The following is a 26,902-nucleotide window of genomic DNA, read 5'->3' as shown; positions in this document are numbered from 1 at the left end:
ACTGCATGGCGCTAAGTCCAGGCCAATGTCGTGGCGAAGGCGCCCACAATTCCAAGCGTTACCGGGGTCGAAAGCAGGTAGAGCTTCTGCCATCGCCACCAGGTATTAGGGATGAAAAGGAGAAGGCCGCGCCCTGTAGTGAGCGTTGCCCACGCCTGCTCGCGGTAAAGTTGGACGAGAATGAGCCCCAGGGACATGATCATCCCGAGCGCGCAGCAGACCCCTGCCGCCGCATAGAGCGCGATCCAGTTGTGAAGTTCCACGGCCGAAAGATGTGCCACGATCCACAAATCTCCATCCGCTTTGCTTGTAACATTCGACGGAATGGTCTCGTTCCCGCCATCTTCCATGGCTCACAAACACCCTTCCCTTCACGAGGGGAAGCGACCGATAATGCAGCATCGCTCCAAATCGGAGACGATTTTCGGCGATCTCGGCCTGTACTCGGCCTACCACGGTCAGGAGCCTGAGGACCGTGCCAAGCCATCGACCATACACATCAACCGTTAAGGTATCATGCAGGTATCAGTGCTTGTTATCCTATTTCGTGGACGGGAACGCATCACGATTCACGACGACGGTATCAAGGCCTGGTCTGAGCTTGTTCAGTTTGTCGACGCTTCCTGGAGTGACAGTCATTCTACGGCGCCAATCTGCCCGCCCACCGCAGAGGAAGAGCGCGTACAACTATTCTTTTCCGAAACGGGCGCCTCCTACATTCTTGGGGAAGCCGATATTTCAGCGCTTGCAGCGCGCGTTCTGCCCATGAAAGACTAAGAGGTGCTGGCTCACTTGCACGGTCGATGACGGGCGAGGCGGGTGGCCCTGAAACCTGTCTTTATTAGGATGTTCGATGTTCGCGTGCCTTATCATTGGCGACAGCATCGGTGTCGGAATGTCACGGGCGATCGGTGACCGATATGCCGGGCAATGTGATAAGCTGGTCGAGGAGCGGGCGACGGTCAGCCAGATATTGTCCTGGCGAACCCCGAACAAGTTCTACGGGACCACGCTGCTCGCTGTCGGGTCGAATGATGAGCCGAGCCGGCTGCTGGCACTCAAACTTACCAGACTTCGCCAAAATATTCCCACCCAGCGAGCGATCTGGATCCTGCCATATTCACGGACGCGCGCCTATCTCATAAACTCGATCGCGGTGACGTTTGGCGATGAAACCCTGGATCTTGCGCGCTTTCAATCAAAAGACCGCATCCACCCTGTCGATTATCGCGAGGTTGCGGCGGTCCTTCTCCCCGAGCATTGAGTGACGGGCGGCGAGCATTCCGCAGGCGCGGCAATCGACTCCGATCCACGATGGAATCATCGGAGCTCTAGGTCTTGCCGAATACACCGAGCTGTATCCTCCATTGCTCCAGATGTTGCAGCGCCGGTCGCAACCCATGTGCCAACGGCCCCAGTCCGTAAAGTTGATAGGAATCCGGTGGCGGCGAAGTCGTCCTCGAGACCAGACATGCCGCTTCCAGTTCCCTCAGGCGGACCGTAAGCACATTGGCGCTGATGCTCGGTATCTCTCGGCGAAGGCACGTGAAGCGGAGATCGTCTTTGCTCAGCGCTACCAGGATGTGCAACACCCAACGTGCGCTCAGGGTTTGAAATATCGCGTCGGCTGCAGCGGGGTCTATTGATCGATGAACTTGGCTCTGTGTCTCGATACCCATCCAATTACTCTCTTAACATCAAGGAGGCGGCGGGACTGCGCCAGATCTTCCGCAGCACCCGATCCTGGTGCGGCAGAGGGGCTGGTTATCCGCTACGGAAAAAGTGTTGAGACGAGAGTGCGAGCCGCGAGAGCGTTAGTTCCAAGCGGAGGTTAAGGGCGCCTCGGCATGTGTTCATCCGGCTGACGGCAGACTGTTTCGGGGCGCGGGTGCACCTTTCGACGGCCGGCGCAATCCGAGTTTTGATGAACAACGTCGCATCGAAAGGCATAACAGATTTCCCTCCGTGCGATCCGCCGAAACGAGCGTGGGCCGCATCTCAAATCAACGTGCCGTGATGCGATGGCGATCGGCGTAAGCTCCATCGCTCGAATGTAATACGCACCCCGACGCCCAACCCCTCAGCCTCGGCGCGGCCAATCGTGCTTTTTGGCTAAAGCCTGTTCCGCCCCCGATCGAGCCGCGCCTTGCCTCTCCAAGGGCGTGGATGAACGGACAGGACGCGCGGGCCGAGGCGTTAGCCGGGGAACGAAGGCTGGCACTCGTGCCATATAGTCGCGATACTCATTCCCGAATTCTGCGAGCGCCGCCTTCTCTTCATGCCGGGCTAGCCGGATGTACATCACGACCAGCACGGGGAACATGGCGAGCGTAAGTAACGTCGGCCATTGCACCAGGAAACCGAGCATCACGAGGATGAACCCGATATATTGCGGATGGCGGACCCTGGCATAGATTCCCGTCGTCGCGAGCTTGTGAACGCGCTGGGCTGCGTGAAGCGGCGCCCATCCGGCCGAGATCAGCCAGAAGCCCGTGCCGATCAGCACGAAGCTGGCAAGATGGAACGGGCCAAAATGCGGGTTGACCCTCCAGCCGAACATCATCTCCAGGAGGTGGCCGGCATCGTGGCTCCACCAGTCGACGCCGGGGAAATGCGACTGGAGCCACCCCGACAGCAGGAAGATGGTGAGCGGGAAGCCATACATTTCGGCGAAGAGCGCGACGATGAACGCACTGAACGCGCCGAAGCTGCGCCAGTCGCGCCGCGTTGCCGGCTTGAAGAAGCTGAACGCAAAGAGGATGAAAACGGCGGCATTGACCAGCGCGAGCCCCCACAGACCATAGCCATAGTCGGCGTGCGTCATCGCGACTCTCCTTCGATGCGGCCGTTGGGATTGGCCGGCAAGCCGGCGGGTGCCTGGCCGGGCTCATGGCCATGCTGATGCCCACCTTGGCCGTGGTGCATGAACAGGTGCATGAGCGGGCAGGCGAGCAGGATGAGATAGGGCAGCACACCCAGGAAGTGCGCGGTATGCTCGGTAATGAGGAAGAAGCTGGCGACGAGCAGGAAGCCGATCAGAACGATCTTGCCGCGCTTGCGCATGCGATGGTCATGTTCGCCCATATGCCGTTCTCTTCTAGTCAACGTCCAGCCTGCATAGGCTCGAGTCCAAGGAGCAAGGTATAAGTAGAGACCGAAGTCCGCCGGACATCGCGCAAGCATGGGTAAGGTGATCGATCGGATCGGCCACCGGCGTTCGCGCGACGCAGCTGCCGGGGAGCAGCAGTCGTGCTGCGGCTTTTGCGTATAGGCGTGCGGCGTCCGCGAACCAATGCTGCGCTCACGAACATAATCGTGAGAGGCAGGCCCGCGTCCATGCACAAGAGAAAGAAACGGCACCATTCCCGCAACCAGTCCGGCGTGACCGTCCTTGAGCGCGAAGCAAGGATCGATCTGGCCAAGCGCCCGGCCGATGGTCTCGGCGTCGCCTTTCTCGGCGCATCGGGAACGGTCACAGGGTCGCGTTATCTGGTGGACGATGGTGAAACTCAGATCGTTGTCGATTCCGGCCTGTTTCAAGGACCCAGGGATCTGCGCCGCCTTAATTGGGCGCCAATTCCACCCGAAGTCGCCGATGTCGGCCAAGTCCTGCTGACCCACGCTCATCTCGATCACTCGGGCGCGCTACCGCGCATGGCGCGCCTGGGCTGGGACGGTACCGTCCTTGCCACCCGGGCGACCGCGGCCCTGTGCGAGCTCCTTCTTCCCGACAGCGGTCATCTGCAGGAAAAGGATGCGGAGTTCGCCAACCGGCACGGCTTCTCCAGGCACCAGCCGGCGCTGCCGCTCTACACCCAGGCTGACGCGCGTCTGGCATTGCAGCTCTTCCGGCCGATCGAGTTCGGAGCGTGGCATGCAGTCACGGACGGCATCAGGGTGCGCTATCATCGCGCCGGCCACATCCTCGGCGCGGCGTCGATCGAGATCGACTGGAAGGGGCGGACAATCCTCTTCTCAGGCGACATCGGCCGTTACGGCGATTCGGTGATGAAAGATCCCGAGCCGCCCGCGCGCGCCGACTATGTCCTGGTGGAATCGACCTATGGCGATCGGCGCCACGAGCAGGTCGATCCGACAAAGACGCTTGGAGATCATGTCGAACGATGCGTCGAGAGAGGAGGGACGGTGGTGATCCCGGCCTTCGCCGTGGGACGGGTCCAGTCGCTTCTCTATCATTTCTCGCGTCTGCGCGCGCAGGGACGCCTCCGCGACATCCCGATCTTCCTCGACAGCCCGATGGCGATCAACGCGAGCGGGCTGATGTGCGATTTCATGGACGAGCATCGCCTGGCCCGCGCCGAGTGCGAAGCGGCGTGCAGCGTCGCGCACTATGTGCGCGAAGTGGAGGAATCCAAGGAACTCACCGCCAACCCCGCCCCAAAGGTCATCATCTCGGCCAGCGGAATGGCAACGGGCGGCCGCGTGCTCCACCATCTCAAGCGCTTCGCGCCGGATGGGAAGAACCTCATCCTCTTCTCGGGCTTCCAGGCGGCGGGCACCCGCGGCGCCGCCATGATCGGCGGCGCCCGGACGATCAAGATCCACGGCGAGTATATCCCGGTCGAAGCCGAGGTCGCCAACCTGACGATGCTCTCGGCGCATGCCGACAGCGACGAGCTCATGCGCTGGCTCGGCTCGCTGCACGAGGCCCCGCGCCACGTCTATGTCACCCATGGCGAGCCGACCGGCGCCCACGTCCTGGCGAAGCGTGTCTCGGAGGAACTGGGCTGGGCATGCAGCGTACCGGCGCTGGGTAGCTGGGGCATGCTCGCGTGAAGCCCGGGATCATCGAGAACGCCGAAGCAGAGTCTGTCGCGACGACGCTGCGGGCACGCCGCATCGGCCTGTCGGGTGCCGGTAGCGATCTGATCGCGGTCATGCGCCACGACTGTCCCGTCTGCCGCTCGGAAGGTCTTGCGTCCCGCGCGCAGGTCGCGCTGCGCGCCGGCGGGCGGGAAATCGTCGTCTCGCTGCTGCACAGTTCCGCGGAGACTCCAGCGCCCGGCGAGATCGGCCTCTCGGAATCCGCATGGCAGCGGCTCGGCGTCAGCGAGGGCGATCCGGTCGAGATCGCGCACGCCCAGCCTCTCGCCTCGCTCGCCGAAGTGCGTCGGCGTATCTATGGCAATCGTCTCAGTGACGGGGCTTTTTCAGCGATCATCACCGACATCGCCGAGCGACGCTATAGCGATGTCCATCTCTCGGCATTCGTCACGGCCTGCTCAGCGGTCCCGCTCGATACGGACGAAACGATCAGCCTGACCAGGGCGATGGTCGATGTCGGCGAGCGATTGCAGTGGCCCGGAACGGTCATCGTCGACAAGCATAGCGTCGGTGGATTGCCGGGCAATCGCACCACGCCGATCATCGTCTCGATCATGGCCGCGGAGGGCCTGATCATGCCCAAGACATCGTCGCGGGCGATCACCTCGCCGGCCGGCACGGCGGACACGATGGAGGTGCTGGCACCTGTCGACCTCGACGTTTCCGCAATCCGCAAGGTGGTCGAGCGCGAAGGCGGCTGCATCGCCTGGGGCGGCGCCGTCAACCTCAGCCCTGCCGACGATGTGATCATCGGCGTGGAACGGGTGCTCGATATCGATGCCGTCGGGCAGATGGTCGCCTCGGTGCTGTCCAAGAAAATCGCGGCCGGTGCGACCCATCTGGTCATCGACATCCCGGTCGGGCCGACCGCCAAGGTACGCGGAGCCGATGCCGCCGACACGCTCGAGCGGGCGCTGAGCTCTGTCGCCCAAGCCTTCGGGCTTCGCACGCGCGTGATGCGCGGCCCCGGCGCCGAGCCGATCGGACGGGGCATCGGTCCGGCGCTCGAGGCGCAGGATATCCTTGCCGTGCTCCAGGGGCAGCCGGGCGCCGAGGATCTCGCCCACCGGGCCTGCGAGCTGGCGGGAGGACTGCTTGAGCTCGCGGACGCAGCCCCGGCCGGCGAAGGCTATGCGCGTGCGCGGGCGTGCCTCGAAAGCGGCCGGGCCTGGGCCAAGTTCCAACGTATCTGCGAAGCGCAGGGCGGCATGCGGGCTCCACCGGTCGCCCGGTTCCAACAGGATATGATCGCTCCCTATAGCGGCCGCCTGGTGAGTATCGACAATCGCAAGCTCGCGACGGTCGCGAAGCTTGCCGGCGCGCCGATGGCCAAGGCCGCCGGCGTCGCGCTGCAGTGTCGGCTGAACCAGATGGTGGATGCCGGGGCTCCCTTGTGCACCATTCATGCCGAGAGCCCGGGCGAGCTCGATTATGCGGCGGCCTATGCGGTGAGCGACGGGCCGATCTTCGGGATTGAAGCGCTATGAACCGTCCCGTGCTGTTCGCGCTGCCTGGCAGCGAGGCCCTGGCACAGCCGCTATCCGCCGCGCTCGATGCAGAGGTCGGCACGATCGAGCATCGTCAGTTTCCTGACGGGGAAACCTATCTCAGGGTCGTAAGCGACGTCAGCGACCGCGAGGTCATCCTGCTGTCGAGTCTCGATCATCCGGACGCCAAGCTGTTGCCGCTGCTGTTCGCAGCCGACACCGCGCGCGATCTGGGCGCTCGCAGGATCGGGCTCGTCGCCCCCTACCTCGCTTACATGCGCCAGGACATACGCTTCCATGCCGGCGAGGCGGTGACGTCGCGAACCTTTGCCGCGATTCTGTCCCGCCATCTCGACTGGCTGGTGACGGTCGATCCGCATCTCCATCGCTATCATGCGTTGTCGGAAATCTACCGCATCCCGACCCAGGTTGTTCATGCCGCGCCACTTCTGGCCTCGTGGATCAAGCGCAATGTCGCTCGTCCGCTGATCATCGGTCCGGACCTGGAAAGCGAACAGTGGGTCTCGCAGGTGGCGGCCGATGCCGATGCTCCGTTTCTCGTGTGCGAGAAAATCCGGTCCGGCGACCGTGACGTCACCATCTCGATTCCGAATGCCCCAGCGTTTCTCGATCGCCAGCCGGTGCTGGTCGACGATATCGCCTCATCCGGCCGGACCCTCGCCGAGGCGGCGCGCCAGCTGGTCGGCATGGGGTTCGCGCGACCGGATTGCGTGGTCGTGCATCCGCTTTTCGCCGGCGATGCAGCGCAAGTCCTGGGTGGGCTCGTCGAGAGGATCGTCAGCACGAACGCTGTTGCGCATACCTCTAATGATATCGACGTGATGCCGGCGATTGCGGAGGCCGTTCGTCACGGAATTTGAACGGTGCGCTGCGCGTCAGTTCTTCAGTACTCAATGCTCAATGCACGATGAAAACGAACGCCCGGCAAACGCCGGGCGCATTCCCATCCATTGACCCTACACGAGCCCGAACCAATCTTCCGGGAACTTCGCTTTCGGAGAAAGTCGCGGCAGGAAAGGAGGATATGTCATGTCGCACACACGCTCTTTCCTTGATCCCTTCATCGTTGCTCGGACCCGCAGCTTGAGCCCGAAGTGAAGCCCGCCATCCTTGCATCCTGGGCGTCCGATCGCTCCGCCGTCGAGGGCCAACCGGCCCTCCGTCGCCCGCCAGCATCCCGGTGCCGGTCGACGATGTGATGGCAGCGCTGCGCTGGCTCGATCGCGCTGAGCGCGGCGCGGGCCTGGCATCCTTGGTTCGTCAGGAACAACCCGGTATCGGTGCCATCCTCGCCGGGAATATCGAAACTGCGACACGGAAGGCGGGCGATCTCTGCGATGATCAGCCTTCGATCTCAAAACCCTATGATCACCGGTTCGTGCTGAATCGGATTCGCCGTGCCGTAGCGGCGCGCGAGCGGAGCTGCGATCCGCCCCGGACATCGGCGTTACGGCGCGCTGCTGACACAGAATAGCGATTATCAGCTTCTTGCCATGACAACATGACGCGTCGAGCTTAGGAGCAACCAGCGCGCTCATCCCCCAAGAGGCGTGCCCACTCCCGGCGGCAGCGTCTTGCGGCGCCTTGCCGCCGGGAGACCAGAGGGAGCGCCGCCCCGTTCGCAAGAGCGGTCATCTCGCAAAGTTCGGCACATGATGCCGGGTCGCTTACCCCCCTCTCGCCGAGCACCTGCCTTGCCTGTTGTGATGCGGCGGTATTTCGGCCTTGACCTTGGACCATGGTCCTACCCGTAGAAGGTCTCCCCTTTGAAGCTGTGCCCGCTGGGGTGCGCAGCAATGCCAACACGTCCGGGGGGCCATGGAGAGCAAGCGCGTCGTTCATGTCATTGATGACGAAGAAACAATCAGGAAAGCTGTAGGATTCACATTAAGGACAGCGGGATTTGCCGTCGAGACCTATGGCTCGGGAGTCGACTTTCTGAAAATTGCAGATGAAGCTGAAAGAGGTAGCATCGTTCTCGACATGCACATGCCGGACATGAACGGTCTACAGGTTCAGGCAGCGCTGACGCAGATGGATATAAGCATGCCAGTCGTGATGCTGACCGGCAACGGAGACATTGCGCTTGCTGTCCAAGCGATGAAGGCGGGTGCTGTCGATTTCCTGGCCAAACCTATCGAACGGCCGCTGCTGCTCGATGCGATAGACCGAGCGTTCGCGCGCATCGACACGGCCGAGGGGCGCGCTCTCGAAGAAGCCGAGGCATGCCGACAGGTCGATCTACTGACACCGCGCGAACGGGATGTTCTCGAAGGCCTTGCGCAAGGCCTTCCGAACAAGACCATCGCCTATGATCTGGGCATTTCTTCACGGACGGTCGAAGTCCATCGCGCGAGCATCATGTCCAAGCTTGGAGTCCGTACCCTTGCCGAAACCTTGCGGATCGCCTTTGCGGCTGGAATGGGAAGGCCGCTGTAGGTAAAGGCGGCCAGGGCTGCTGCGGTTGAATCTCTGCGTGTCACCTGATGGCGCGGACATAGTGCCTGCTGGGATGCATCGACGGTGTTCATCAGCTTTTGGCGGAATTTTCGTGAGCCCAGGCGAAGGGTCGCGCTTGATTGCTATCGCGAAAGGAGATGAAACTCTTCCAACAGCTGGGCGATCTCTGTGCCTTCAAGCTTCGTCATCAACAGCTTGCGCAGGAAGGACGGGCCGGGAATGTCGATCCCTTTGCCATCCCTGAGCGGCCCGATTGCGGCCAGAAGCGTGCGGATATCATAGGTTGAGTTGAACACTTCGGGCACGCCGCGTTCGACCTTCATCAGCGTGTAGACGGCCTCCATCGGCGTGCGCACCGAATATTCCGTCGTGAAGATACAATCACGCTGCTTCGACTCGGCAAACTGGCCGACAAAGGCGAAGTTGACCGCGCCCTCGGGCACCACGTCCGGCCGGTCGCCGGCCTGGCGCGGCATGAAGAAGGCGGTGATGTAGGGCATCATCACCGGCACGGTCTTCGCCCCCGTCGCGGCGAGGCCGGGGATGTCCTCGACCGGCACGCCGAGATGATAAAGCCATTCCTGCGTGATCTCCTCGCCCGTACAGTCCTGCATCGGCTTCTTCACATAGTCGCCGGGTCGGTCGACGAACAAGGCATAGAACCAGGCGACGATCTGGTCCTTCGGCTGTTTCCTGAAGTGGGGTTGCCGGCTCACCGTCCAGCTCAGCAGCCAGCTCGAGTCCTTGACCGTGATGATGCCGCCGGTCACCACCGTGCCGCTGAACGGATCGCGCTTGGCAATCTTGCGAATGTACGCCGGAATGCGCGCGTCGAGCGTGGTGATGGTCGCCGACGCCCATTTGGTTTCCGGGATATGGGATCCAAACACGTCGGGACGACCAAAGGCCGGGTCCTTGGCCGCGATCCGGCGCCACAGGTCCCAGGCCGGCGCCGGCCCCTCATTCAGCCTGGCCGGTGTATGATGATCGCCATTGTCGGAATTTTCGGTCAGCGATCCGATAGTGATGAAGACGAGATCATCGGCGCCGAGATCGACGCCGCCTTCGACGCCGTTTTCGATCCAGGCAATCCGGGTCGCCTGCTTGCGGCCGGGCTGGATGTCGAAATCGACGTCGGTGACCTCGACGCCGTAGCGAAATCTCACACCGCGATCCTGCAACCATTTGACCAACGGCAGGACCATCGATTCATATTGGTTGTAGCGGTTGAACTTGAGCGAGGAAAAATCCGCCAGACTGCCGATATGGTGGATGAAGCGATGCAGATAGAGCTTCATCTCGAGCGCGGAATGCCATTCCTCGAAGGCGAACATGGTGCGCCAGTAGAGCCAGAAGTTGCTCCTGAGGAAATCATCGCCGAAGACTTCGTTGATCCGCTTGTTCTCCATCTCCTCCCGCGTCGCGAGGAAGACGGAGATCAGATCTCTTCGCGCGCGATCGCCGAGTGTCAGCAAAGCCTTGTCGGGCACATCCTGGCCCTGGTTCTGCGTGACGCGCTGCAGCGAGAAATTCGGATCGTCCTTGTTGAGCCGGTAGAATTCGTCGAGCACACTCGCATCCTCGATCTCCAGCGACGGGATCGAGCGATAGAGATCCCAGAGGCATTCGAAATGCTCCTCCATCTCGCGCCCTCCGCGGATGACGAACCCCTTTTCGGGGACGTCGAGGCCGTCGAGCGCGCCGCCGGGAATATGCAACTCCTCAAGGATGGTAATATGCTCGCCGGCGACGCCGCCGTCGCGGATCAGGAACGCCGCGCCTGCCAGTCCCGCAAGACCCGAGCCGACGAACCAGGCCGTCTTCCTGTCAGCGCCCTCAGGTTTGCGGGGCCGCACGAAAGCTTCGTAGTTCCCGCTACTATAGTGCATGCTCAACTCCATCCTTGATCCCGACGACAATGGCGGTTCTGCGGTTTCTTGCTGAACAGCAGAAATGCCTGCCCTGCATTCATTCTCGCCGATGTCGCCCGCCGCTCAGTTCGACGACTTCACTGGTGATCTGATCCTGACGCGTGAGGCGCTCCTCGAGGCGCAGGGCCTCGCCCTTGCGATCGATGTGGCTGCGGGCGGTCGCCATGGTGCGCAGCCGTGCCTCATTCTCGGCGACGAACGTCTCGACCGCAGCCGCGCAGATGTGGGCGAAGACATATTCCGCGGTCAGGTCGCCGATAAGGTCCGCCGCGTTGATATTGACGAGCGGCGGCAAATCCGCCGTGGACGCGGGGAAAGTGTCGAGGTCGAGCGGCAGGAGGCTCGCGCGCACGATCGAGACGCCCTTGCCGCTGCTCCAGACCGGATAAGCCATGGTGATGGGCACCGCGCCGACCTCGTCCAGATAGTCGTACAGCGCGTCGATGATGCTTGTCGCGAGTGCGGGCAGCGCATCGGCCTTGCTCGGCATGCTCGCGCTCCATGCGATGCGCAGACCGCGCTCGGCCGCAAGCGTGGCCGTGCGCGCGCCAATCAGAAGAATATGCCTGTCCTGCATGTCGGCCGCGGCGCCGTCGAGCAGCTGCTCCGGAAAGGCCCCGGCAAAGCCTTGCTCCGCACCGAACAGGATAAGGCCGCCTCTCGCACCACCGACCGCCCGCGCCGGAAAACGCGCCAGTGGCTCGTCAAGGCGGCGCGCCTGGCCAATGGCGGTGCGGGCGGTCTCCGCATAGCGTCGCACCGCAGGCAGCAGCGCGCGCGCCTGATGCGCCCGCTGCGCGGCGATGCCCTGCATGGCGTTGACCACCGCACCGAGCTGGCGGACGGTCTCGATCCGCTGGCCGATCTCGGCGAGGCGATCGCTCATGATGCAGAACCGGCCGGCTGGCTTTCGATCAGCGCTTTCACCGTCGTCATCAGAGCGGACCGCTGCGCGGTGTCGATCTGTCCAGTCCGCTCGATCTGCGCGCATAGATCGGGGACGTGATCGTCGATCCAGGCGGGCAGCCGCGTGCGGAGCGACGATATCTCCGAGACCGCCATGCCATCGAGCAACCCTTCGCCGAGCGCCACGACCAGCGCCACCTGGTCGACGACCCGTAGTGGACTCGACAGCGGTTGCACGAGCAAGGCGCGCAAGCGCTTGCCGCGTTCGATCTGGGCGCGGACACGCGGCTCGGGCTGCTCGCCGAAGCGGGTGAACATCTCGAGCTCGAGGAACTGCGCATAGTCGAGGCGCATGGTCCCGCTCGCGTCGCGCAGGACGCGAAGCTGCGTCTTGCCGCCGACCCGGCTCACGCTCGTGCCCACATCGATGGCGGGCTTGTGCCCCTGCGCGAACAGCTTCGCGTCGAGAATAATCTGACCGTCGGTGATCGAGATCAGATTGGTCGGGATATAGGCGCTGACGTTGCCGGCATCGGTCTCCGCGATCGGCAGAGCCGTGAGCGAACCGCCCCCCTTCTCCGTCGAGAGACGCGCCGCACGTTCGAGCAGGCGGGAATGGAGGAAAAAGACGTCGCCGGGATAGGCCTCGCGCCCGGGCGGCTGTCCGGTCAGCAGGGCGATCTCGCGATGGGTCGCGGCATGCTTGGTGAGATCGTCGAGCACCACCACCGCATGGCCGCCACCATCCCGAAAATACTCGGCCATCGTGAAGCCCGCGAACGGCGCGATCCATTGCAGCCCCGGCGCCGCGGCGGGGCTCGCCACGACGAAGATGGTGCGGTCCGGCGCGCCATGCCGCCGCACCTGGTCGACCACGCGCGCGACCGCCGAGCTTTTCTGGCCGATCGCGACATAGACGCAGATCATGTCGCTGGTGCGCTGGTTGATGATCGTGTCGACCGCGAGCGCCGTCTTGCCTGTGGCGCGGTCGCCGAGAATGAGTTCGCGCTGCCCCCGGCCGATGGCGAACATCGCATCGATTGCGAGCGTGCCGGTCTGCACCGGCTGGACGACGAGGTCGCGTTCGATGATCGCCGGCGCCGGCCGTTCGACAGGATCGAAGCGCTTGGCCCGGATCGGCGCGCCCCCATCGAGCGGACGGCCGAGCGGATCCACGACGCGGCCAAGCAATGCCTCGCCAACCGGCACGCGCACCACCTCGCCCGAGCCGGTTACGGTGTCTCCGGCCTCCACCTGGGCGGCATCGTCGAGCAGCACGCAGCCGATCCGGTCCCGGTCGAGCGTGTGGACGAACCCGGTCTGGCCGCGGACAAAATGCAGCAATTCGTCGAGGCGGGCGTCCGGAAGGCCCGAGACCATGGCAACGCCGTCGCCGATCGATTCCACCCGGCCAATTGCATCGACACGCGGCCCGAGATTGGCGCGCGCGATGCAGCTCTGGGCCTGCGTCAGCCAGTCTTCAGGCGATCCGGGCATGATCGTCCTCCTTGAGGCTCTCCACCATGGCGTCGAGATCGGCGCGCCAGCTGTTCCGCACGACGGCGTGCGGCGTGCGAAGCTCCGCGCCGGCGATGAGATCTGGATCGACCGCGAAGATCGGGGTCGCGGTATCCGGCAGGATTTCGCCAAGCGCGCGCGCTACCTGCGTCTGCAGATCGGCCGTCAGCGGCGCGGGCGTCGCGACGGTGACGGGCCCGGCGGCCGCCAGGCTGCGGCGATCCGCCTCGGAAAGGTCCCCGAGCCGCGCCTTGAGCGCGTCGACCATGGCCTGCACCGTCTGCTCGGGCGGGAGACGAGCGAGCAACGTGCCTGCCATCGAGGCGGCGAGGTTCGCTGCCTTTTCCCGCCACTGCGCCGCCACCCGCCCGCGTTCGGCATCGATCGCCGCATGGCCTTGCTCGACGACGGCGTCCGCCTCGAGCCTGGCCTGCGCGAGGAGGCGCTGGCGCTCCGCTTCGGCCTCGGTCCGGATCTCGGCGCGGCGAGCCGCCGCATCCGCGACGAAGCCGTCATTCTGCGTCTTGAGCGCCTGCGCTTCGGCCTGTGCCCGGTCCTTTGCCTCCCGCGCTTCGTCGAGCAGCGCCTGGGCCGATGCCTGGCGGGCAGCGATGGCATCCATCACCGGACGGAACAGGAAGCGTCCGAGCAGCCACACGAGGATGAGGACATTGACCGCCTGCAGCGCGAGCGTCCACCAGTCGATCCGCATGTCAGGCGAACGGGTTGGCGAAGAGCAGCAGCAGCGCGATCACGAGGCAGTAGATCGCCATCGTCTCGATCATCGCGAGGCCCACGAACAGCGTGCGCGAGACGGTGTTGGCGGCTTCGGGCTGGCGCGCGATCGCGTCCATCGCGGCGGCGACGGCCCTGCCCTGCCCGAGCGCCGGGGCGATTGCGCCGATCGAGATCGCGAAAGCGGCGCCGAGGATGCTGGCGAGATGGATCCAGTTCATGCGGGGGACTCCTGTTTGGATGGCGGGCGGGCGCCGTTCTCGCTGATAGCGCTCCCGATAAAGACCATGGCGAGCGCGCCGAAAATGTAGGCCTGGACCGCGCCGGTCAGCATTTCGAGCGCCATGAGCGGGATCGGGACGAGCAGCCCGGCGAGGCTCAGCACGACGCCGATCATGAAGACGCCGCTCATGACGTTGCCGAACAGGCGCACCATCAGCGAGAAGCTGCGGGTGAAGAGCTCGACGATATTGAGCGGGGCGAGCAGGATCGAGGGGCGCGCGAAGGTCGCGAGATAGGCCCTGGGCCCGAGCGCGCGGACGCCGAACCAGAGCGTTGCGCCGAAGACGATCAGCGCAAGCGCCGCGTCGGTTTCGAGGGTCGCGGTCGGCGGCTCGACGCCGGGGATCAGCGACGACCAGTTGGCGACCAGCAGGAACAGGAACAGCGTGCCGATCAGCGGCAGATAACGCCGCGGCTCCGCCTCCATCGTCTCGCGGATCTGGCCGGCGATGGTCTCGACGACCAGCTCGAGCGCCGCTTGGGCTCGGGTTGGGCGGAACGCAAGGCGGCGGGTCAGCAACCAGCTTCCGATTGTAAGGAAGGCCATGATGCCCCAGGTCGTGGCGACCGGCTGGCTGATCGGCACCGGACCGATCGCGAACAGCACATGGCTTTCAAGTGGTGACGCGAATTTCATCGGGCGCCTCCGAGCCGGTGGAGCATGATCTGGCGCCCGCCCATGAAGCCGGTTGTAGCGGCAAGAAGCGCCGGCCACCCTTGCCGGCTGGCGATGACGAGAACCAGAATAGTGACGGCGAGACGCCCGAGCCTGAGCAGGATCGCGCGCGATGCCGGGCCGCCATGGGTGACGAGGTCGGCTTCTCTGGCGATGGCCGCGAAATGGGCGAGGCCGACCGCAAATCCGAGGGCCAGGAACAGGATGGGGGAGAGCTGGCTCATTGCCGGTGCATCCAGCGCCAGCCCGACCAGCAGCCGAGGGCGAGCCCGACGAGCAGGAGCGGCGCGGTCCAGAAGATGCCGCTATCCAGCCGGTGGTCGAGCCAGCGGCCGATCGCGAGACCGACCAGCGCGGGCAGGACGATCTGCCAGCCGAGCACGCCGATCTGGCCGAGATTGCGGGCGACGGAAGGAAGCCGCTGCGCAAGCCGCCGCCGTTCCGCGCGGGTCCGGATGGCTTCGACGATCGGCTGCTCGGGCTTGTCCGCGGTCACAGACCAAGCTCCCGGCCACCACCCTGCAGGGCCTCGACCATATGGCGGATCGCCTGCATCCTGAGCTTCGCCGACGCGGTCCGTTCGGATCGTTCGCCCTCGTCGCGCTCGCGGTAGCGCGCGAGCACGTCATGCTCGAGCGTTCCGAGGTCATCGCCGACATGGCCTTCGCGCGTCGCGACCGCGACCTCCGTGCCGTGGCTCACGGTCAGAATGCCGTTGCGCACCGCGCAATAGCCGGGAGCGCCATCGAGGCCCCGCCAGGAGACGATCGAGACGCCAAGCGCGGTCAGGAAATCGGCGTGGCCCGACAGGATGCCGAAACTGCCGCTGGCATCCTCGGCGCGAACCGACCTGACGTCCGTGTCGACGAGGATCGCGGTCGGATCGGTGATCCGCAGCTTCATGCGCCCTCCCCCACGCGAGAGCGTGCCTCTTCAATATCGCCCACCATGTAGAAGGCGCTCTCGGGCCAGTCGTCGGTCTCGCCGGCCAGGATGGCCGCGACGCCCTGCAGCGTATCGGCCAGCGCCACAGAACGGCCGGCTTGCCCGGTGAAGGCCTGGGTCACCATGAAGGGCTGGGTCAGGAAGCGCTGCAGCCGCCGCGCCCTGCCGACGATCAGCCGATCCTCGCGGCCCAACTCCTCGATACCGAGCAGCGAGATGATGTCCTGAAGCTCGCGATAATGCGCGATCGTCTCCCGGACCTGCTGGGCGAGCGCGTAATGATGATCGCCCACGACCTGCGGATCGAGCAGGATCGACGACGATCCCAGCGGATCGACCGCGGGATAGATGCCTTCGGCCGCCATGGCGCGCGAGAGCAGAATGGAACTGTCGAGATGGGCGGAGATGGCGGTGACCGCAGGGTCGGTGAAATCGTCGGCGGGCACATAGACCGCCTCGATCGCGGTCACCGCCGCCCCATGCACCGAGGCGATGCGCTCCTGCAGCGCGGCCACTTCGCTGGCCAGCGTCGGCTGGTAGCCGACGCGTGAAGGCATGCGTCCGAGCAGGCCGGAGACTTCGCTGCCGGCCTGGACGAAGCGGAACACATTATCCATGAGCAGCAGGACATTGCGCTTCTGCTCGTCGCGGAAATATTCGGCGATGGTGAGCGCGGTCAGCCCTACCCGCCAGCGCGCGCCCGGCGGCTCGTTCATCTGCCCGAAAACGAGCACGGTCTTGTCGATCACGCCCGAGCCGCGCATGTCCGTGAGCAGCTCATGGCCCTCGCGCGATCGCTCGCCGATGCCGGCAAAGACGGAAACACCTTCATAGCGCGCGACCATCGCGTTGATGAGTTCCATCACCAGCACGGTCTTCCCCACCCCCGCGCCCCCGAACATTGCCGCCTTGCCACCCTGGGCGAGCGGCGCGAGCAGATCGATGACCTTGATGCCAGTCTCGAACATCGCCGTCGCCGCGTTCTGGTCTTCGAGCGGCGGGGGGGCGCGGTGAATGGGCCTCAATGGGACATCCGGCCCAAGCGGCGCGCCGCCGTCACCCACCTGCCCGGTCGGCGTAAGGAGCCGCCCCAGAACCTTGTCTCCGACCGGGACCGCGATGGGGGCGCCCAAGGCCATCACGCCGACATTCCGAGCGAGACCGGAGGTCGGCTGAAGCGCGACGGCGCGGACGGTGCGGTCATCGATATGGCTCTGCACTTCCGCGACCAGCGGGCCTGACGACGCATCGACGCGCAGCGCTTCATTGACCGCGGGCAGCGGCCCTTCGTCGAACTCGACGTCGAGGACGGGACCGCGCAGCGCCGCAATCCGGCCGAGCCTGGCTATGGACGGTATCACGCCCATGCCGGTTGCCGGGTCAGACCATAATCATGCCCGACCGTGCCGCGATCATGACGGGACGGGTAGAAGTCGCTGCCCGCGGGCACGACATGGACGACAAGCCAAAAGTGCATTGGCTGAGCGTCGCAGGCAAGCCGCAGATTCGGCATACGTAGAGTTACCGATTCTCTCTGATTCAGCCTCGCCGAATAACGGCGGCGCGACGCGATGGGCCTCAGGCCAGGGCGCTATGCCCGATATGCCAGAGCTCAAACGCGAAGAGAAAGGTTCACCGTTTCATGCCCTATCCCGTTGATCAACTCGCCGCGCTCGCCAAAGCGAATGTCGGCCTGATGCTGAAGCTCGCCGAAGTCGCCCGGAAAGGTGGCGAAGAGTCGCTCGAGGTCGGCAACCGCGCCGCCGGCCGCTTCGCCGAAGAGGCGCGTGCCTCGATTGCGGGCGCGACGGACAAGACGTCGGACGCCGGCGCGGTCAGCCCGGCCGGACCGCGGGCACTGTTCGAGGACATGGCCACGGTCCGCGAGCATATGATTGCCGGCACAAGATCGGCGTTCGAGGAATGGCAGCAGGCCTGGCAGGCCGTCGCGAGCGCTCCGACGGCTCCCGGGGCGCTGGATGCCTTTGCTGCCATTGTCGGACCATGGTTCGGGCAGAAAAGCCCGGGCGACGGCGAGAAGCAGGCCACAAGCGACAAATAGGATAGCCCCCGATCGCGGCGAGCCGCCCTAGCAGAGCAGGTGCTGACCGCCATCGACCGGAATGATCATGCCGGTGATATGGCGGCCGGCATCGCTCACCAGAAAGGCGGCGAGCCCTCCGACATCCTCGATGGTCACGAGCTGGTGCTGCGGGACCGTCGCCGCGGCCCGTTCGAGCAGCTCGTCGAAGCGGTCGATGCCGCTGGCAGCGCGGGTCGCGATCGGGCCTGGCGAGATCGCATGGGCGCGAATGCCCTTGGGGCCAAGCTCAGCCGCGACATAGCGGGTCGCGCTTTCGAGGGCCGCTTTGACCGGCCCCATCAGGTTGTAGTGCTCGACCACCCGCTCCGACCCGTAGAAGGTGACGCACAGCAGGCAGCCGCCATCCGACATCAGCGGCTCGGCGAGACGCGCCATGCGCAGGAAGCTGTGGCACGAGACGTCCATCGCCAGCGCGAAGCCTTCGGCCGAGCTGTCGACGACGCGGCCGTGCAAATCCTCCTTCGGCGCGAAAGCGATCGAGTGAAGCAGGAAATCGAGGCCGCCCCATTCGGACTTCACCCGCTCGAACAGGGCCTCCAGTTCGCCCGGCACCCGGACATCGCACGCGGCGAGCCATTCGACTCCCAGGGTCTCCGCGACGGGCGCCACGAACGGCTCGGCCTTTCCGTTGAGATAGGTCGCCGCCAGTCTCGCGCCACAGTCGTGAAAGGCCTGGGCGCAACCCGCCGCGATGCTATGCGCGTTGGCGATACCGATCACCAGGCCGCGCTTGCCAGTAAGATCGACGAGAGGTTTCATGCTTTCGGCTCCTCACGCAGAAGATCGGCGGTGTGGATAGCGATCATCCTTTCCTCATCGGTCGGGATGACGCGGACGGCGACACGGCTGGACGGCGCGCTGATGACTGCATCTCCTCGGAGGTTCGCGTCCGCGTCGAGGTCCACGCCGAGCCAGCCGAGCCGACCGGCGACGCGGGCGCGAATTTCAGGCGAATTCTCGCCGATCCCGGCAGTGAACACGAATGTGTCGAGACCCCCGAGCGAGGACGCGAGAGCGCCGGCCTGGCGCGCGATCTGCCAGACGAAGAGCTCGATCGCTTCCCCAGCGGCGGGCGTTTCGCTGCCGAGAAGCGCGCGCATGTCGCTGGAGATGCCGGACACGCCCAAAAGGCCGGACTCGCTGTAGAGGAGATGCTCGACTTCGCGCGCCGTCATGCCCTTCTGCTGAAAAAGATAGAGCACCGCGCCCGGGTCGAGCGCGCCGCAGCGCGTGCCCATCACCAGCCCGTCGAGCGCGGTGAACCCCATCGTCGTGTCGATGCTGCGCCCCCCGGCCATCGCGCAAAGGCTGGCCCCGTTGCCGAGATGCGCGGCGATCGTGCGGCCACCGCCTGTATCGGGATCGATCGAACGCAGCTGCCGCGCGATATATTCGTAGGAGATGCCGTGAAAACCGTAGCGCCGCATGCCCTCTTCGCCAAGCGCGCGCGGCAGCGCGAGGCGCGTCGCGATCGGGGGCTGGCCATGATGGAAGCCGGTGTCGAAGCAGGCGACTTGCAGCACAGCGGGGCGCAGCCTGGAGACGGCGCGGACCGCGGCGAGATTATGGGGCTGATGCAATGGCGCCAGTGGGCAAAGCGCCTCGAGCGCGGCGAGGAGTGGCGCGTCGACCCGCGCCGGCGCTGAATAGTCGGTGCCGCCATGAACGATCCGATGGCCGACCGCGATCAGATCGTCGCCGACCGAGGCTTCGATCTCCCGCAGCAAATCCTCGAGCAGCGTCTCGTGCGTGATCGTGCCGTCTTTCGTCCAGCGCCGCTCGGCAAGGACATCCCCCTTCGCATCGCGCGCGATCAGGTGCGGCTCAAGGCCGATATTCTCGATCTTGCCGCTCGCCAGCAAAGAGGGCTCATCAGTGCCCGGCTCGGCGTAGAGCGCGAACTTAAGGCTCGACGAACCGGCGTTGAGGCACAGGATTTCAGCCATCGCGGCGCTGTCCCGCAACGCCGGGAGCCGCCTTGGTCGCAGCCCGCGCCAGCAGCACCGCGAGCGCGCAGGAGGCGAGGCGCGTGCGCACGCTGTCTGCCCGGCTGGTGAGGATGATCGGAACGCGCGCGCCGAGCACCACGCCTGCGGCATCGGCGCCGCCCAGGAAGGTCAGCTGCTTTGCGAGCATGTTGCCGGCCTCCAGATCGGGCACCAGCAGGATGTCCGCCTGGCCGGCGACCGGCGAGACGATACTTTTCTCGCGCACGGCCGCCTCGCTGATCGCATTATCGAGGGCGAGCGGGCCATCGAGCAGCGCGCCTTCGATCTGGCCCCGGTCCGCCATCTTGCAGAGCGCCGCGGCATCCAATGTGGTGCGCATTTTCGGATTGACCGTTTCGACGGCGGCGAGGATCGCGACCCTGGGCTGTTCGATCCTGATCACATGGGCAAGGTCGATCGCGTTGCGCGCGATGTCGGCCTTATCCTCAAGCGTCGGCTCGATGTTGATCGCGGCGTCGGTGATGATGAGCGGGCGCGGATAGCCGGGCACGTCCATCACATAGGCGTGGCTGATCCTGCGTTCGGTCCGAAGGCCCGTGTCGGACGATACGACCGCGCCCATGAGCTCGTCAGTATGAAGCGAGCCCTTCATCAGCAGCGCGGCTTCGCCGGCCCGCACGCGCGCGACGGCTTCGGCGGCGGCGGCGTGGCTGTGCGGGACGTCGATCACCCGGAAGGCCGCAATATCGACACCGGCGTCCTTCGCCGCATTCGTCATACGCGCCGCAGGGCCGATGAGAATCGGAACGACGATGCCGGCGTCGGCGGCCTCAGCCACTGCGCGCATGGCGTCGGCGCTGCACGGATGGACCACGGCCGTGACGCACGCAGATCCGTCCTTGGCGCGCGCCATCAACTGGCGGAAGCGGTCGTGGCTGGCGATCCGCACGTCGGGAAGCGGCATGCGGGGCCGGCTGACTTTCTCGGTGGGCGCCTTGACCTCGGCCTGGCCGCTGATGACGGTCTCGCCCTTCTGGTTCACGCAGGTGCAGTCGAGAACGATGACATGATGCTCGGCGCGCTTCTGCGCGACGGTGACGCAGGCCGTGATGGTGTCGCCGACGCCCACCGGGCGGGTGAAGCGAAGCGATTGGCCGAGATAGATCGCACCGGGCCCTGGCAGCTCGGTTCCCAGGATCGCCGAGATGAGCCCCGCGCCCCACATGCCATGAGCGATGACCCTGTGGAACATGTCCGTTTCGGCATAGACAGGGTCGAGATGCGCCGGATTCACGTCGCCTGACACCGCCGCGAAGAGCTGGATGTCGTCGGCGGTCAGCGTGCGGGTGAGGCTGGCCGTGTCGCCGACGGCGATCTCGTCGAACGTGCGGTTCTCGATGAGGTTGGCGGCGGCCATGGCTCAGCGCTCCAGCACGTAGCGCCCGGGGGCATCACCGAGCGGCGGATAGTTCCGTTCGGGCGCGCCCATCGCCGGTGGGGCCGCCGCCTCGCCCGAGTGCGATCCAAGCCATGAACTCCATTCCGGCCACCACGACCCTTCGCGCAGCTCGGCCCGCTCCAGCCAGGCATCGGGACCTGGCGCCGGGCCATCCTGCATCCGTGTCGCGATGCGATAATGGCGATGAGGATGCCCGGGCTCGGAGACGATCCCGGCATTGTGGCCACCGCTCGTCAGCACGAAGCGGATCTCCGCGCCCGTCAGCATGTGGAGCTTGTGGGTCGAGCGCCACGGCGCGACATGGTCGGTTTCCGTGCCCACCATGAAGATCGGCATGCGCAGCCCCGAGAGCGAGACCGGGTGGCCGCCGGCCTCGTAGCGCCCTTCGGACAGGTCATTGTCGAGGAACAGGCGCCGAAGATATTGCGCGTGCATGGCATAGGGCATGCGGGTGCCGTCGGCGTTCCATGCCATGAGGTCGGTCATCGGCTCGCGCTCGCCCATGAGATAGGTCGAGAGGATGCGCGACCAGAGCAGATCGTTGGACCGCAGCATCTGGAAGGCGCCGCCCATCTGGCTGCTGTCGAGAAAGCCGCGCGCCCACATCATCGCATCGATCAGGTTGATCTCCGCCTCGTCGATGAACAGACCAAGTTCGCCCGGCTCGCTGAACTCGGTCTGGGCGGCGAACAGCGTCACGCTCGCCAGACGCTCATCTTCATCGCGCGCCATCGCGGCCGCGGTGATGGCGAGCAGCGTGCCGCCGATACAATAGCCGGCCGCGTGGATCTTCTCGGTGCCGGTAATCACCTGGATGACATCCACGGCGGCCATCGGCCCAAGCAGGCGATAATCCTCCATGTCGAGATCGCGGTCGGCGCTGTCGGGATTGTGCCAGGAGATGCAGAACACGGTGTAGCCCTGCCCGACCAGCCAGCGGATGAGCGAATTTTCCGGCGACAGGTCGAGGATGTAATATTTCATGATCCATGCCGGCACGATCAGTATCGGCTCCGGACGCACCGTCTCGGTTGCGGGCGCATATTGGATCAGTTCCATGACCCTGTTGCGAAACACGACCTTGCCAGCCGTGGCTGCGACCTTCTCGCCGACCCGATAGGCCTCCGTGCCCGCTGCGGGCTCCCCGCGTACCAGGCGTTCCAGGTCGTCGCAAAAAAATCGCGCACCCTCGACAAGGCATTGTCCTCCGGTTTCGAGGATGCGCTGCTGGAGCACGGGGTTGGTCGGGATGAAATTGGTCGGTGAGACCATGTCGAGCATCTGGCGGGTCGCGAACTCGACGATCGCCTCGTGGTGGCTCGTCACGCCGCTCACGCCGGTGGTGGCGGCATGCCACCATTGCTGCTGGAGCAGGAAGGCTTGTTCGATCAGGTCGAACGGGTGGCGCTTCCAGGCGGCGTCGGCGAAGCGCCGATCCTGGGGCAGCGGATCGATCGCGGGCTCCGGATCGCTCCCGGATGCGCTGCGCATGGCATAGTCGGCAAGCCGCATCAGCTTGCGCCCGCTCTTGGCGGCAAGCTGGAGCTGCTTGCCCGGCGAGCAGAGCATATGTGCCCACCAGTCGGAATAGGATTGTGCCAGCGTGGCGGGCGACTGGCCGGACGTCAGCTGCGCGATGGCGGCGAAGCTCGATCGATCCAGCGTCGTGGCCAGACCGTCCAACGGGTCAGGGATATTGCTTCGACTCTGCACACTCTCGCTCCTGCTGCGGGGCAACAAGCCCTGAAGCGCGGGAAGCCTCTGCGCACTCCGTAGTCCTACGGAGGGATTGCCTCCCATATGCCAGCCCAAGAAGGCAGAGGGCAGTGAGTGCCAGCGCGAAGAAGCCGACGACAGCCCACAAGAAGTCGGAACTCAGCACGACATTGCTGTATAGAAAGCGGCCAAATACGACCAGGAGGCTCAGTGCGATCGCCCTGGCGGGCGGACTGCGAGGAAATATGTCGCGAGCCCCATCGTGAGAATGCCGAGTGCGACCAACACCGCGGCCGCCAGAACGGGTCTGGCCGGAGAGGCGGCCGGCCTTAACATTTTCTGTCGAGACTCAACTCAGTGATGATGGGACAATCCGGTCGTTCGTCGCCATGACAGCGCTCGGCGAGATCGACCAGGGTCTCGCGCAGGGTCGTCAGGGCCTCCGCCTTGCGCTGCAATTCCTCCGCCCGCGCCAACGCGACCCGCTTTACATCCGCGCTGCTGCGGCCCGTGTCGGCCCACAGGCCGAGCAGGGTCCGGATCTCCTCGATCGGGAAACCCAGATCTCGCGCATTGGCGATGAACCGAAGGCGATGGAGGTCACTCTCGCCATAGTCGCGATAGCCTGCACCCCGGCGCGGCGGCGCCGGGATGAGGCCAATCTTCTCATAATGGCGGATCATCCGCTCCGAGACCCCGCTTTGCTTCGACGCCTCCCCGATGTTCACAGCGCTTTCCGGTTGAGGCGCAGCGCGTTGGTGACCACGCTGACCGAGGAGAGCGCCATGGCGGCGGCCGCGATGATCGGCGAGAGGAGGATGCCGAACAGCGGATAGAGTGCGCCCGCCGCGACCGGCACGCCCGCGACATTGTAGATGAAAGCGAAGACGAGGTTCTGGCGGATGTTCGACATGGTCGCCTGGCTGAGCCGTCGCGCCCGGACGATGCCGGTAAGGTCGCCCTTGAGCAGGGTGACGCCTGCGCTCTCGATCGCGACGTCGGTGCCCGAGCCCATGGCGATGCCGACATCGGCGGCGGCTAGCGCGGGGGCGTCGTTGACACCATCGCCGGCCATGGCGACCACCCGTCCCTCGCGCTTGAACTTCGCGACCACGGCGCTCTTCTGATCGGGCAGCACCTCGGCCTCGACCTCGTCGATGCCCAGGCGCCGGGCGACCGCTTCCGCCGTGGTGCGGTTGTCGCCGGTCAGCATGACCACGCGAATGCCCTCCGCCTTGAGCGCGGCGAGCGCTTCGGGCGTCGTGGCCTTCACCGGATCGGCGATCGCGAAGGCGCCGCCGACCGTGCCGTCGACGCCGATGAAGATCGCGGTGGCGCCATCCCGGCGCAGTGCGTCGGCCTGGCTGGCGAGCGCCTCAGTCGCAACCCCTTCGTCGGCAAGGAACCGCGCATTGCCGAGGACGATGCGCCGCCCTTCGACCGTGCCGAGCGCGCCGCGCCCAGTCGGCGAGTCGAAGTCGATGACGTCGCTCGTGGCGATGCCGCGATCCTTCGCGGCCTCGACGATTGCCAACGCGAGCGGATGCTCGGAGGCCCGCTCGACCGAGGCGGCAAGCCGCAGCAGTTCGGCTTCGTCGAAGCCGGGCGCCGGCACGATCTGGGTGACGGCAGGCCGGCCTTCGGTGAGCGTGCCTGTCTTGTCGACGACGAGCGTGTCGACCTTTTCCATATGCTCGAGCGCTTCGGCGTTCTTGATAAGGACGCCGAGCCCGGCGCCGCGGCCGACGCCGACCATGATCGACATCGGCGTTGCGAGACCCAACGCGCAAGGACAAGCGATGATCAGCACGGCGACCGCCGCCACCAGCCCGTAGGCGAAGCGCGGCTCTGGGCCCCAGATACCCCAGGCGATGAACGCGACCACCGCGACCGCGATGACCACCGGCACGAACCAGCCCGACACCTGATCGGCCATGCGCTGGATCGGCGCGCGCGAGCGCTGCGCCTCGGCGACCATCTGGACGATCCGCGCGAGCATGGTGTCGCGTCCGACCTTGTCGGCGACGATCACCAGCGCTCCGGTCTGGTTGAGCGTGCCGCCGATCACCGTGTCGGCCTTGGCCTTGGTGACGGGCATGGACTCACCGGTGACCATCGACTCGTCGAGCGAGGAGCGGCCGTCCTCGACCACGCCGTCGACCGGCACCTTCTCGCCGGGCCGCACGCGCAGGCGGTCGCCGACCGCGACCAGATCGAGGCTGATTTCCTCTTCGTTGCCATCGGAACCGATGCGGCGCGCGGTCTTGGGCGCGAGATTGAGCAGCGCCTTGATCGCGCCCGAGGTTCGCTCACGCGCGCGCAGTTCGAGCACCTGGCCGAGCAGCACGAGGACAGTGATCACCGCCGCCGCCTCGAAATAGACCGCGACCATGCCGTCTTCACCGCGGAAGGCCGGCGGGAACACCTGAGGCGCGAGCGTCGCGACGACGCTGTAGATCCACGCGACTCCGGTGCCCATCGCGATCAGGGTGAACATGTTGAGGTTGCGGGTCTTGAGCGAGGCCCAGCCACGCTCGAAGAAGGGCCAGCCCGCCCAGAGCACGACGGGTGTCGCCAACACGAACTGGATCCATACCGAGATCGACATCGGTACGAGGCGATGGATCACGGGAAAGAGATGCGCGCCCATCTCGAGGATCAGCACCGGCAGGGCCAGCACCAGGCCGACCCAGAAGCGGCGCGTGAAATCGACCAGTTCGTGGCTGGGGCCGCTGTCGGCGGTTACTGTCGCGGGCTCGAGCGCCATGCCGCAGATCGGACAGGACCCGGGATGGTCCTGCCGGATCTCGGGATGCATAGGGCAGGTCCAGATCGTGCCTTCTGGCACCGCGACCGGCGGTGCCGGCGGGCCGAGATAGCGCTCGGGATCGGCGATGAATTTTGCCCGGCAGCCCGCGCTGCAGAAATGATAGCGTTCACCGCCATGCTCGGCTTGCTGCGCCGTGGTCGCCGGGTCGACGGTCATGCCGCAGACCGGGTCCTTGACGCCGGTCGCCGCTTTCGCGGCGCTGTGGCCGCCGCAGCAACCGCCGCCATGCGCCGCTCCATGTGTCTCGTTCATCGCCTTGCTCCTTTCGACGCCTGACGATCTAGGGTCTGACACCGTGTCAGGGTCAATACGTAATCGCCTAAGCGGACAAATCGGCGGGCCCGTTCGCCTGGCCGCCATCAGCCAAGGTCATTGGCAACCGTAAGGCCGTGGTCCTGCGCCGGTCGATGCGCCGTAAACAAGTCGATCGCGCCGGTGATGGTCAAAAGCCGAAACGTCTCGGCCACATGCCTGAAGCCGGCCGCCGCGATCAGGCCGGGGAGCACGCCGTCGGCATTGGGCCGGGTATCATCGATGCCATCGAGCCGCTGCACGGTCAGGCGGAAGGCAAGCCGCATGAAACCCTGCTGGCGGCCATAATCGGCGATCACCAGGCGCCCACCCGGGCGCAGCATGGCGAACATGGCGCGCAGGGTTGCCGCCTTCTCCCTGACCGGCATCTGATGCAGCACGAGACTCGACACGACAGCGTCGGCGGCACCCGGCGCCACGTCCCTGGCAAATCCCTGACGCCAGTCGATATCGGCCCGCCGCACAGCGGCCTTGTGCCGCGCGATGTCGAGCGCCTCGGCATCGGGATCGAGACCGATCACCTGCGTCCTGGGCTCGGCTTGCTTGAGCATCAGCGCGAAGCTGCCGGTGCCACAGCCGACGTCGACGACCGTCTCACCGGCTTTGGGCGCCAGGGCGGCAAGCATGGCGGCACGCCACCGCTTCTCCCGCGCCCACAGGCGGATCGCGCGATCATAGTCTTTCGTCGATCCAGTCCCGCGCGGCGGGGTGTACGATTGCATTGGC

At 65.4% G+C, this 26,902-nt stretch carries 27 protein-coding genes; 7 read left to right on the top strand and 20 right to left on the bottom strand.

Features of this window, described 5'->3' with window-relative positions:
* Nucleotides 1-11: 11 nt before the first annotated feature.
* Complete coding sequence (locus tag OMP43_RS12735; protein ID WP_024270007.1) at nucleotides 12-350, bottom strand: hypothetical protein; 339 nt, start codon at nucleotides 348-350, stop codon at nucleotides 12-14.
* Between the two features lie 503 nt (nucleotides 351-853).
* Between OMP43_RS12735 and OMP43_RS12730 the strand changes: the two genes are divergently transcribed.
* Entirely contained in the window at nucleotides 854-1,264 is a 411-nt protein-coding gene (locus OMP43_RS12730; RefSeq protein WP_062787950.1) for a hypothetical protein, read from the top strand.
* 816 nt (nucleotides 1,265-2,080) lie between these two features.
* On the opposite strand, the gene OMP43_RS12725 is transcribed toward OMP43_RS12730, so the two are convergent.
* Nucleotides 2,081-2,824, bottom strand: a complete 744-nt coding sequence (locus OMP43_RS12725; protein WP_084391110.1) for an isoprenylcysteine carboxylmethyltransferase family protein — start codon at nucleotides 2,822-2,824, stop codon at nucleotides 2,081-2,083.
* Nucleotides 2,821-3,084: a DUF2933 domain-containing protein gene (locus OMP43_RS12720; protein ID WP_013039078.1), complete on the bottom strand. Its 264-nt coding sequence runs from the start codon at nucleotides 3,082-3,084 to the stop codon at nucleotides 2,821-2,823. Before OMP43_RS12720 ends, OMP43_RS12725 begins: the two co-directional genes overlap by 4 nt.
* Before the next feature lie 252 nt (nucleotides 3,085-3,336).
* Here OMP43_RS12720 and OMP43_RS12715 point away from each other — a divergent pair, with 252 nt between their 5' ends.
* From OMP43_RS12715 to OMP43_RS12695, 5 genes are all read left to right on the top strand, one after another.
* Nucleotides 3,337-4,797 carry an MBL fold metallo-hydrolase RNA specificity domain-containing protein gene (locus OMP43_RS12715; protein WP_021245239.1) on the top strand — a complete coding sequence of 487 codons (1,461 nt, stop codon included), beginning with the start codon at nucleotides 3,337-3,339 and terminating at the stop codon, nucleotides 4,795-4,797.
* A complete protein-coding gene (locus OMP43_RS12710) occupies nucleotides 4,794-6,332 on the top strand; it encodes a thymidine phosphorylase (RefSeq protein WP_021245238.1) in 1,539 nt (512 codons plus the stop codon). The genes OMP43_RS12715 and OMP43_RS12710 overlap by 4 nt, the downstream gene beginning before the upstream one ends.
* Nucleotides 6,329-7,213, top strand: coding sequence for a ribose-phosphate diphosphokinase (locus tag OMP43_RS12705; RefSeq protein WP_021245237.1), 885 nt, complete (start codon nucleotides 6,329-6,331; stop codon nucleotides 7,211-7,213). Before OMP43_RS12710 ends, OMP43_RS12705 begins: the two co-directional genes overlap by 4 nt.
* Nucleotides 7,214-7,533: 320 nt before the next feature.
* Nucleotides 7,534-7,827 (top strand): hypothetical protein, encoded by a 294-nt coding sequence (locus OMP43_RS22830; protein ID WP_021245236.1) that lies wholly within the window; start codon nucleotides 7,534-7,536, stop codon nucleotides 7,825-7,827.
* 344 nt (nucleotides 7,828-8,171) lie between these two features.
* Nucleotides 8,172-8,792, top strand: coding sequence for a response regulator (locus OMP43_RS12695; RefSeq protein ID WP_021245235.1), 621 nt, complete (start codon nucleotides 8,172-8,174; stop codon nucleotides 8,790-8,792).
* 143 nt (nucleotides 8,793-8,935) lie between these two features.
* On the opposite strand, the gene OMP43_RS12690 is transcribed toward OMP43_RS12695, so the two are convergent.
* From OMP43_RS12690 to atpD, 10 genes are all read right to left on the bottom strand, one after another.
* Complete coding sequence (locus tag OMP43_RS12690) at nucleotides 8,936-10,702, bottom strand: oleate hydratase (protein WP_021245234.1); 1,767 nt, start codon at nucleotides 10,700-10,702, stop codon at nucleotides 8,936-8,938.
* 79 nt (nucleotides 10,703-10,781) lie between these two features.
* A complete protein-coding gene (locus OMP43_RS12685) occupies nucleotides 10,782-11,630 on the bottom strand; it encodes a F0F1 ATP synthase subunit gamma (protein ID WP_021245233.1) in 849 nt (282 codons plus the stop codon).
* The gene (locus tag OMP43_RS12680) at nucleotides 11,627-13,147 is read right to left on the bottom strand and encodes a F0F1 ATP synthase subunit alpha (protein ID WP_047169222.1); all 1,521 of its coding nucleotides are present in this window, start codon (nucleotides 13,145-13,147) and stop codon (nucleotides 11,627-11,629) included. Before OMP43_RS12680 ends, OMP43_RS12685 begins: the two co-directional genes overlap by 4 nt.
* Nucleotides 13,131-13,880 (bottom strand): hypothetical protein, encoded by a 750-nt coding sequence (locus OMP43_RS12675; protein ID WP_047169223.1) that lies wholly within the window; start codon nucleotides 13,878-13,880, stop codon nucleotides 13,131-13,133. Before OMP43_RS12675 ends, OMP43_RS12680 begins: the two co-directional genes overlap by 17 nt.
* Nucleotide 13,881: 1 nt before the next feature.
* Complete coding sequence (locus tag OMP43_RS12670; protein ID WP_017501321.1) at nucleotides 13,882-14,124, bottom strand: F0F1 ATP synthase subunit C; 243 nt, start codon at nucleotides 14,122-14,124, stop codon at nucleotides 13,882-13,884.
* Nucleotides 14,121-14,822 (bottom strand): F0F1 ATP synthase subunit A, encoded by a 702-nt coding sequence (locus tag OMP43_RS12665; protein ID WP_047169224.1) that lies wholly within the window; start codon nucleotides 14,820-14,822, stop codon nucleotides 14,121-14,123. Before OMP43_RS12665 ends, OMP43_RS12670 begins: the two co-directional genes overlap by 4 nt.
* Complete coding sequence (locus OMP43_RS12660; protein WP_017501319.1) at nucleotides 14,819-15,085, bottom strand: ATP synthase subunit I; 267 nt, start codon at nucleotides 15,083-15,085, stop codon at nucleotides 14,819-14,821. The genes OMP43_RS12665 and OMP43_RS12660 overlap by 4 nt, the downstream gene beginning before the upstream one ends.
* A complete protein-coding gene (locus OMP43_RS12655; protein ID WP_021245229.1) occupies nucleotides 15,082-15,357 on the bottom strand; it encodes an AtpZ/AtpI family protein in 276 nt (91 codons plus the stop codon). The genes OMP43_RS12660 and OMP43_RS12655 overlap by 4 nt, the downstream gene beginning before the upstream one ends.
* A complete protein-coding gene (locus OMP43_RS12650) occupies nucleotides 15,354-15,764 on the bottom strand; it encodes a F0F1 ATP synthase subunit epsilon (protein WP_017501317.1) in 411 nt (136 codons plus the stop codon). Before OMP43_RS12650 ends, OMP43_RS12655 begins: the two co-directional genes overlap by 4 nt.
* Nucleotides 15,761-17,173: a F0F1 ATP synthase subunit beta gene (gene atpD, locus OMP43_RS12645; RefSeq protein ID WP_185706815.1), complete on the bottom strand. Its 1,413-nt coding sequence runs from the start codon at nucleotides 17,171-17,173 to the stop codon at nucleotides 15,761-15,763. The genes OMP43_RS12650 and atpD overlap by 4 nt, the downstream gene beginning before the upstream one ends.
* 275 nt (nucleotides 17,174-17,448) lie before the next feature.
* On the opposite strand from atpD, the gene OMP43_RS12640 reads away from it, so the two are divergent.
* Complete coding sequence (locus OMP43_RS12640; protein WP_017501314.1) at nucleotides 17,449-17,868, top strand: hypothetical protein; 420 nt, start codon at nucleotides 17,449-17,451, stop codon at nucleotides 17,866-17,868.
* Nucleotides 17,869-17,895: 27 nt separating this feature from the next.
* Here the strand turns inward: OMP43_RS12640 and fabI are convergent, their stop codons facing one another.
* The 7 genes from fabI to OMP43_RS12605 form a co-directional block, all read right to left on the bottom strand.
* On the bottom strand, nucleotides 17,896-18,669 hold the full coding sequence (fabI, locus tag OMP43_RS12635) for an enoyl-ACP reductase FabI (RefSeq protein WP_280280039.1): 774 nt from the start codon (nucleotides 18,667-18,669) through the stop codon (nucleotides 17,896-17,898).
* A complete protein-coding gene (locus tag OMP43_RS12630; RefSeq protein WP_125964307.1) occupies nucleotides 18,666-19,856 on the bottom strand; it encodes an acetate/propionate family kinase in 1,191 nt (396 codons plus the stop codon). Before OMP43_RS12630 ends, fabI begins: the two co-directional genes overlap by 4 nt.
* The gene (locus OMP43_RS12625) at nucleotides 19,849-21,276 is read right to left on the bottom strand and encodes a bifunctional enoyl-CoA hydratase/phosphate acetyltransferase (protein ID WP_125964306.1); all 1,428 of its coding nucleotides are present in this window, start codon (nucleotides 21,274-21,276) and stop codon (nucleotides 19,849-19,851) included. The genes OMP43_RS12630 and OMP43_RS12625 overlap by 8 nt, the downstream gene beginning before the upstream one ends.
* Nucleotides 21,277-21,279: 3 nt before the next feature.
* Nucleotides 21,280-23,001 carry an alpha/beta fold hydrolase gene (locus OMP43_RS12620; protein WP_047169229.1) on the bottom strand — a complete coding sequence of 574 codons (1,722 nt, stop codon included), beginning with the start codon at nucleotides 22,999-23,001 and terminating at the stop codon, nucleotides 21,280-21,282.
* Nucleotides 23,002-23,363: 362 nt separating this feature from the next.
* On the bottom strand, nucleotides 23,364-23,762 hold the full coding sequence (cueR, locus tag OMP43_RS12615; RefSeq protein WP_047169230.1) for a Cu(I)-responsive transcriptional regulator: 399 nt from the start codon (nucleotides 23,760-23,762) through the stop codon (nucleotides 23,364-23,366).
* Nucleotides 23,759-26,116 (bottom strand): heavy metal translocating P-type ATPase, encoded by a 2,358-nt coding sequence (locus OMP43_RS12610; RefSeq protein WP_047169231.1) that lies wholly within the window; start codon nucleotides 26,114-26,116, stop codon nucleotides 23,759-23,761. Before OMP43_RS12610 ends, cueR begins: the two co-directional genes overlap by 4 nt.
* Before the next feature lie 107 nt (nucleotides 26,117-26,223).
* Nucleotides 26,224-26,898: a class I SAM-dependent methyltransferase gene (locus OMP43_RS12605; protein WP_280280038.1), complete on the bottom strand. Its 675-nt coding sequence runs from the start codon at nucleotides 26,896-26,898 to the stop codon at nucleotides 26,224-26,226.
* Nucleotides 26,899-26,902: the final 4 nt, after the last annotated feature.

This window comes from Sphingomonas sp. CBMAI 2297 (genome assembly GCF_029870595.1).
GTDB lineage: Bacteria > Pseudomonadota > Alphaproteobacteria > Sphingomonadales > Sphingomonadaceae > Sphingomonas.
The sequence above is the reverse complement of the archived record's forward strand: the minus strand, read 5'-3'. Positions and strand labels throughout refer to the sequence as shown.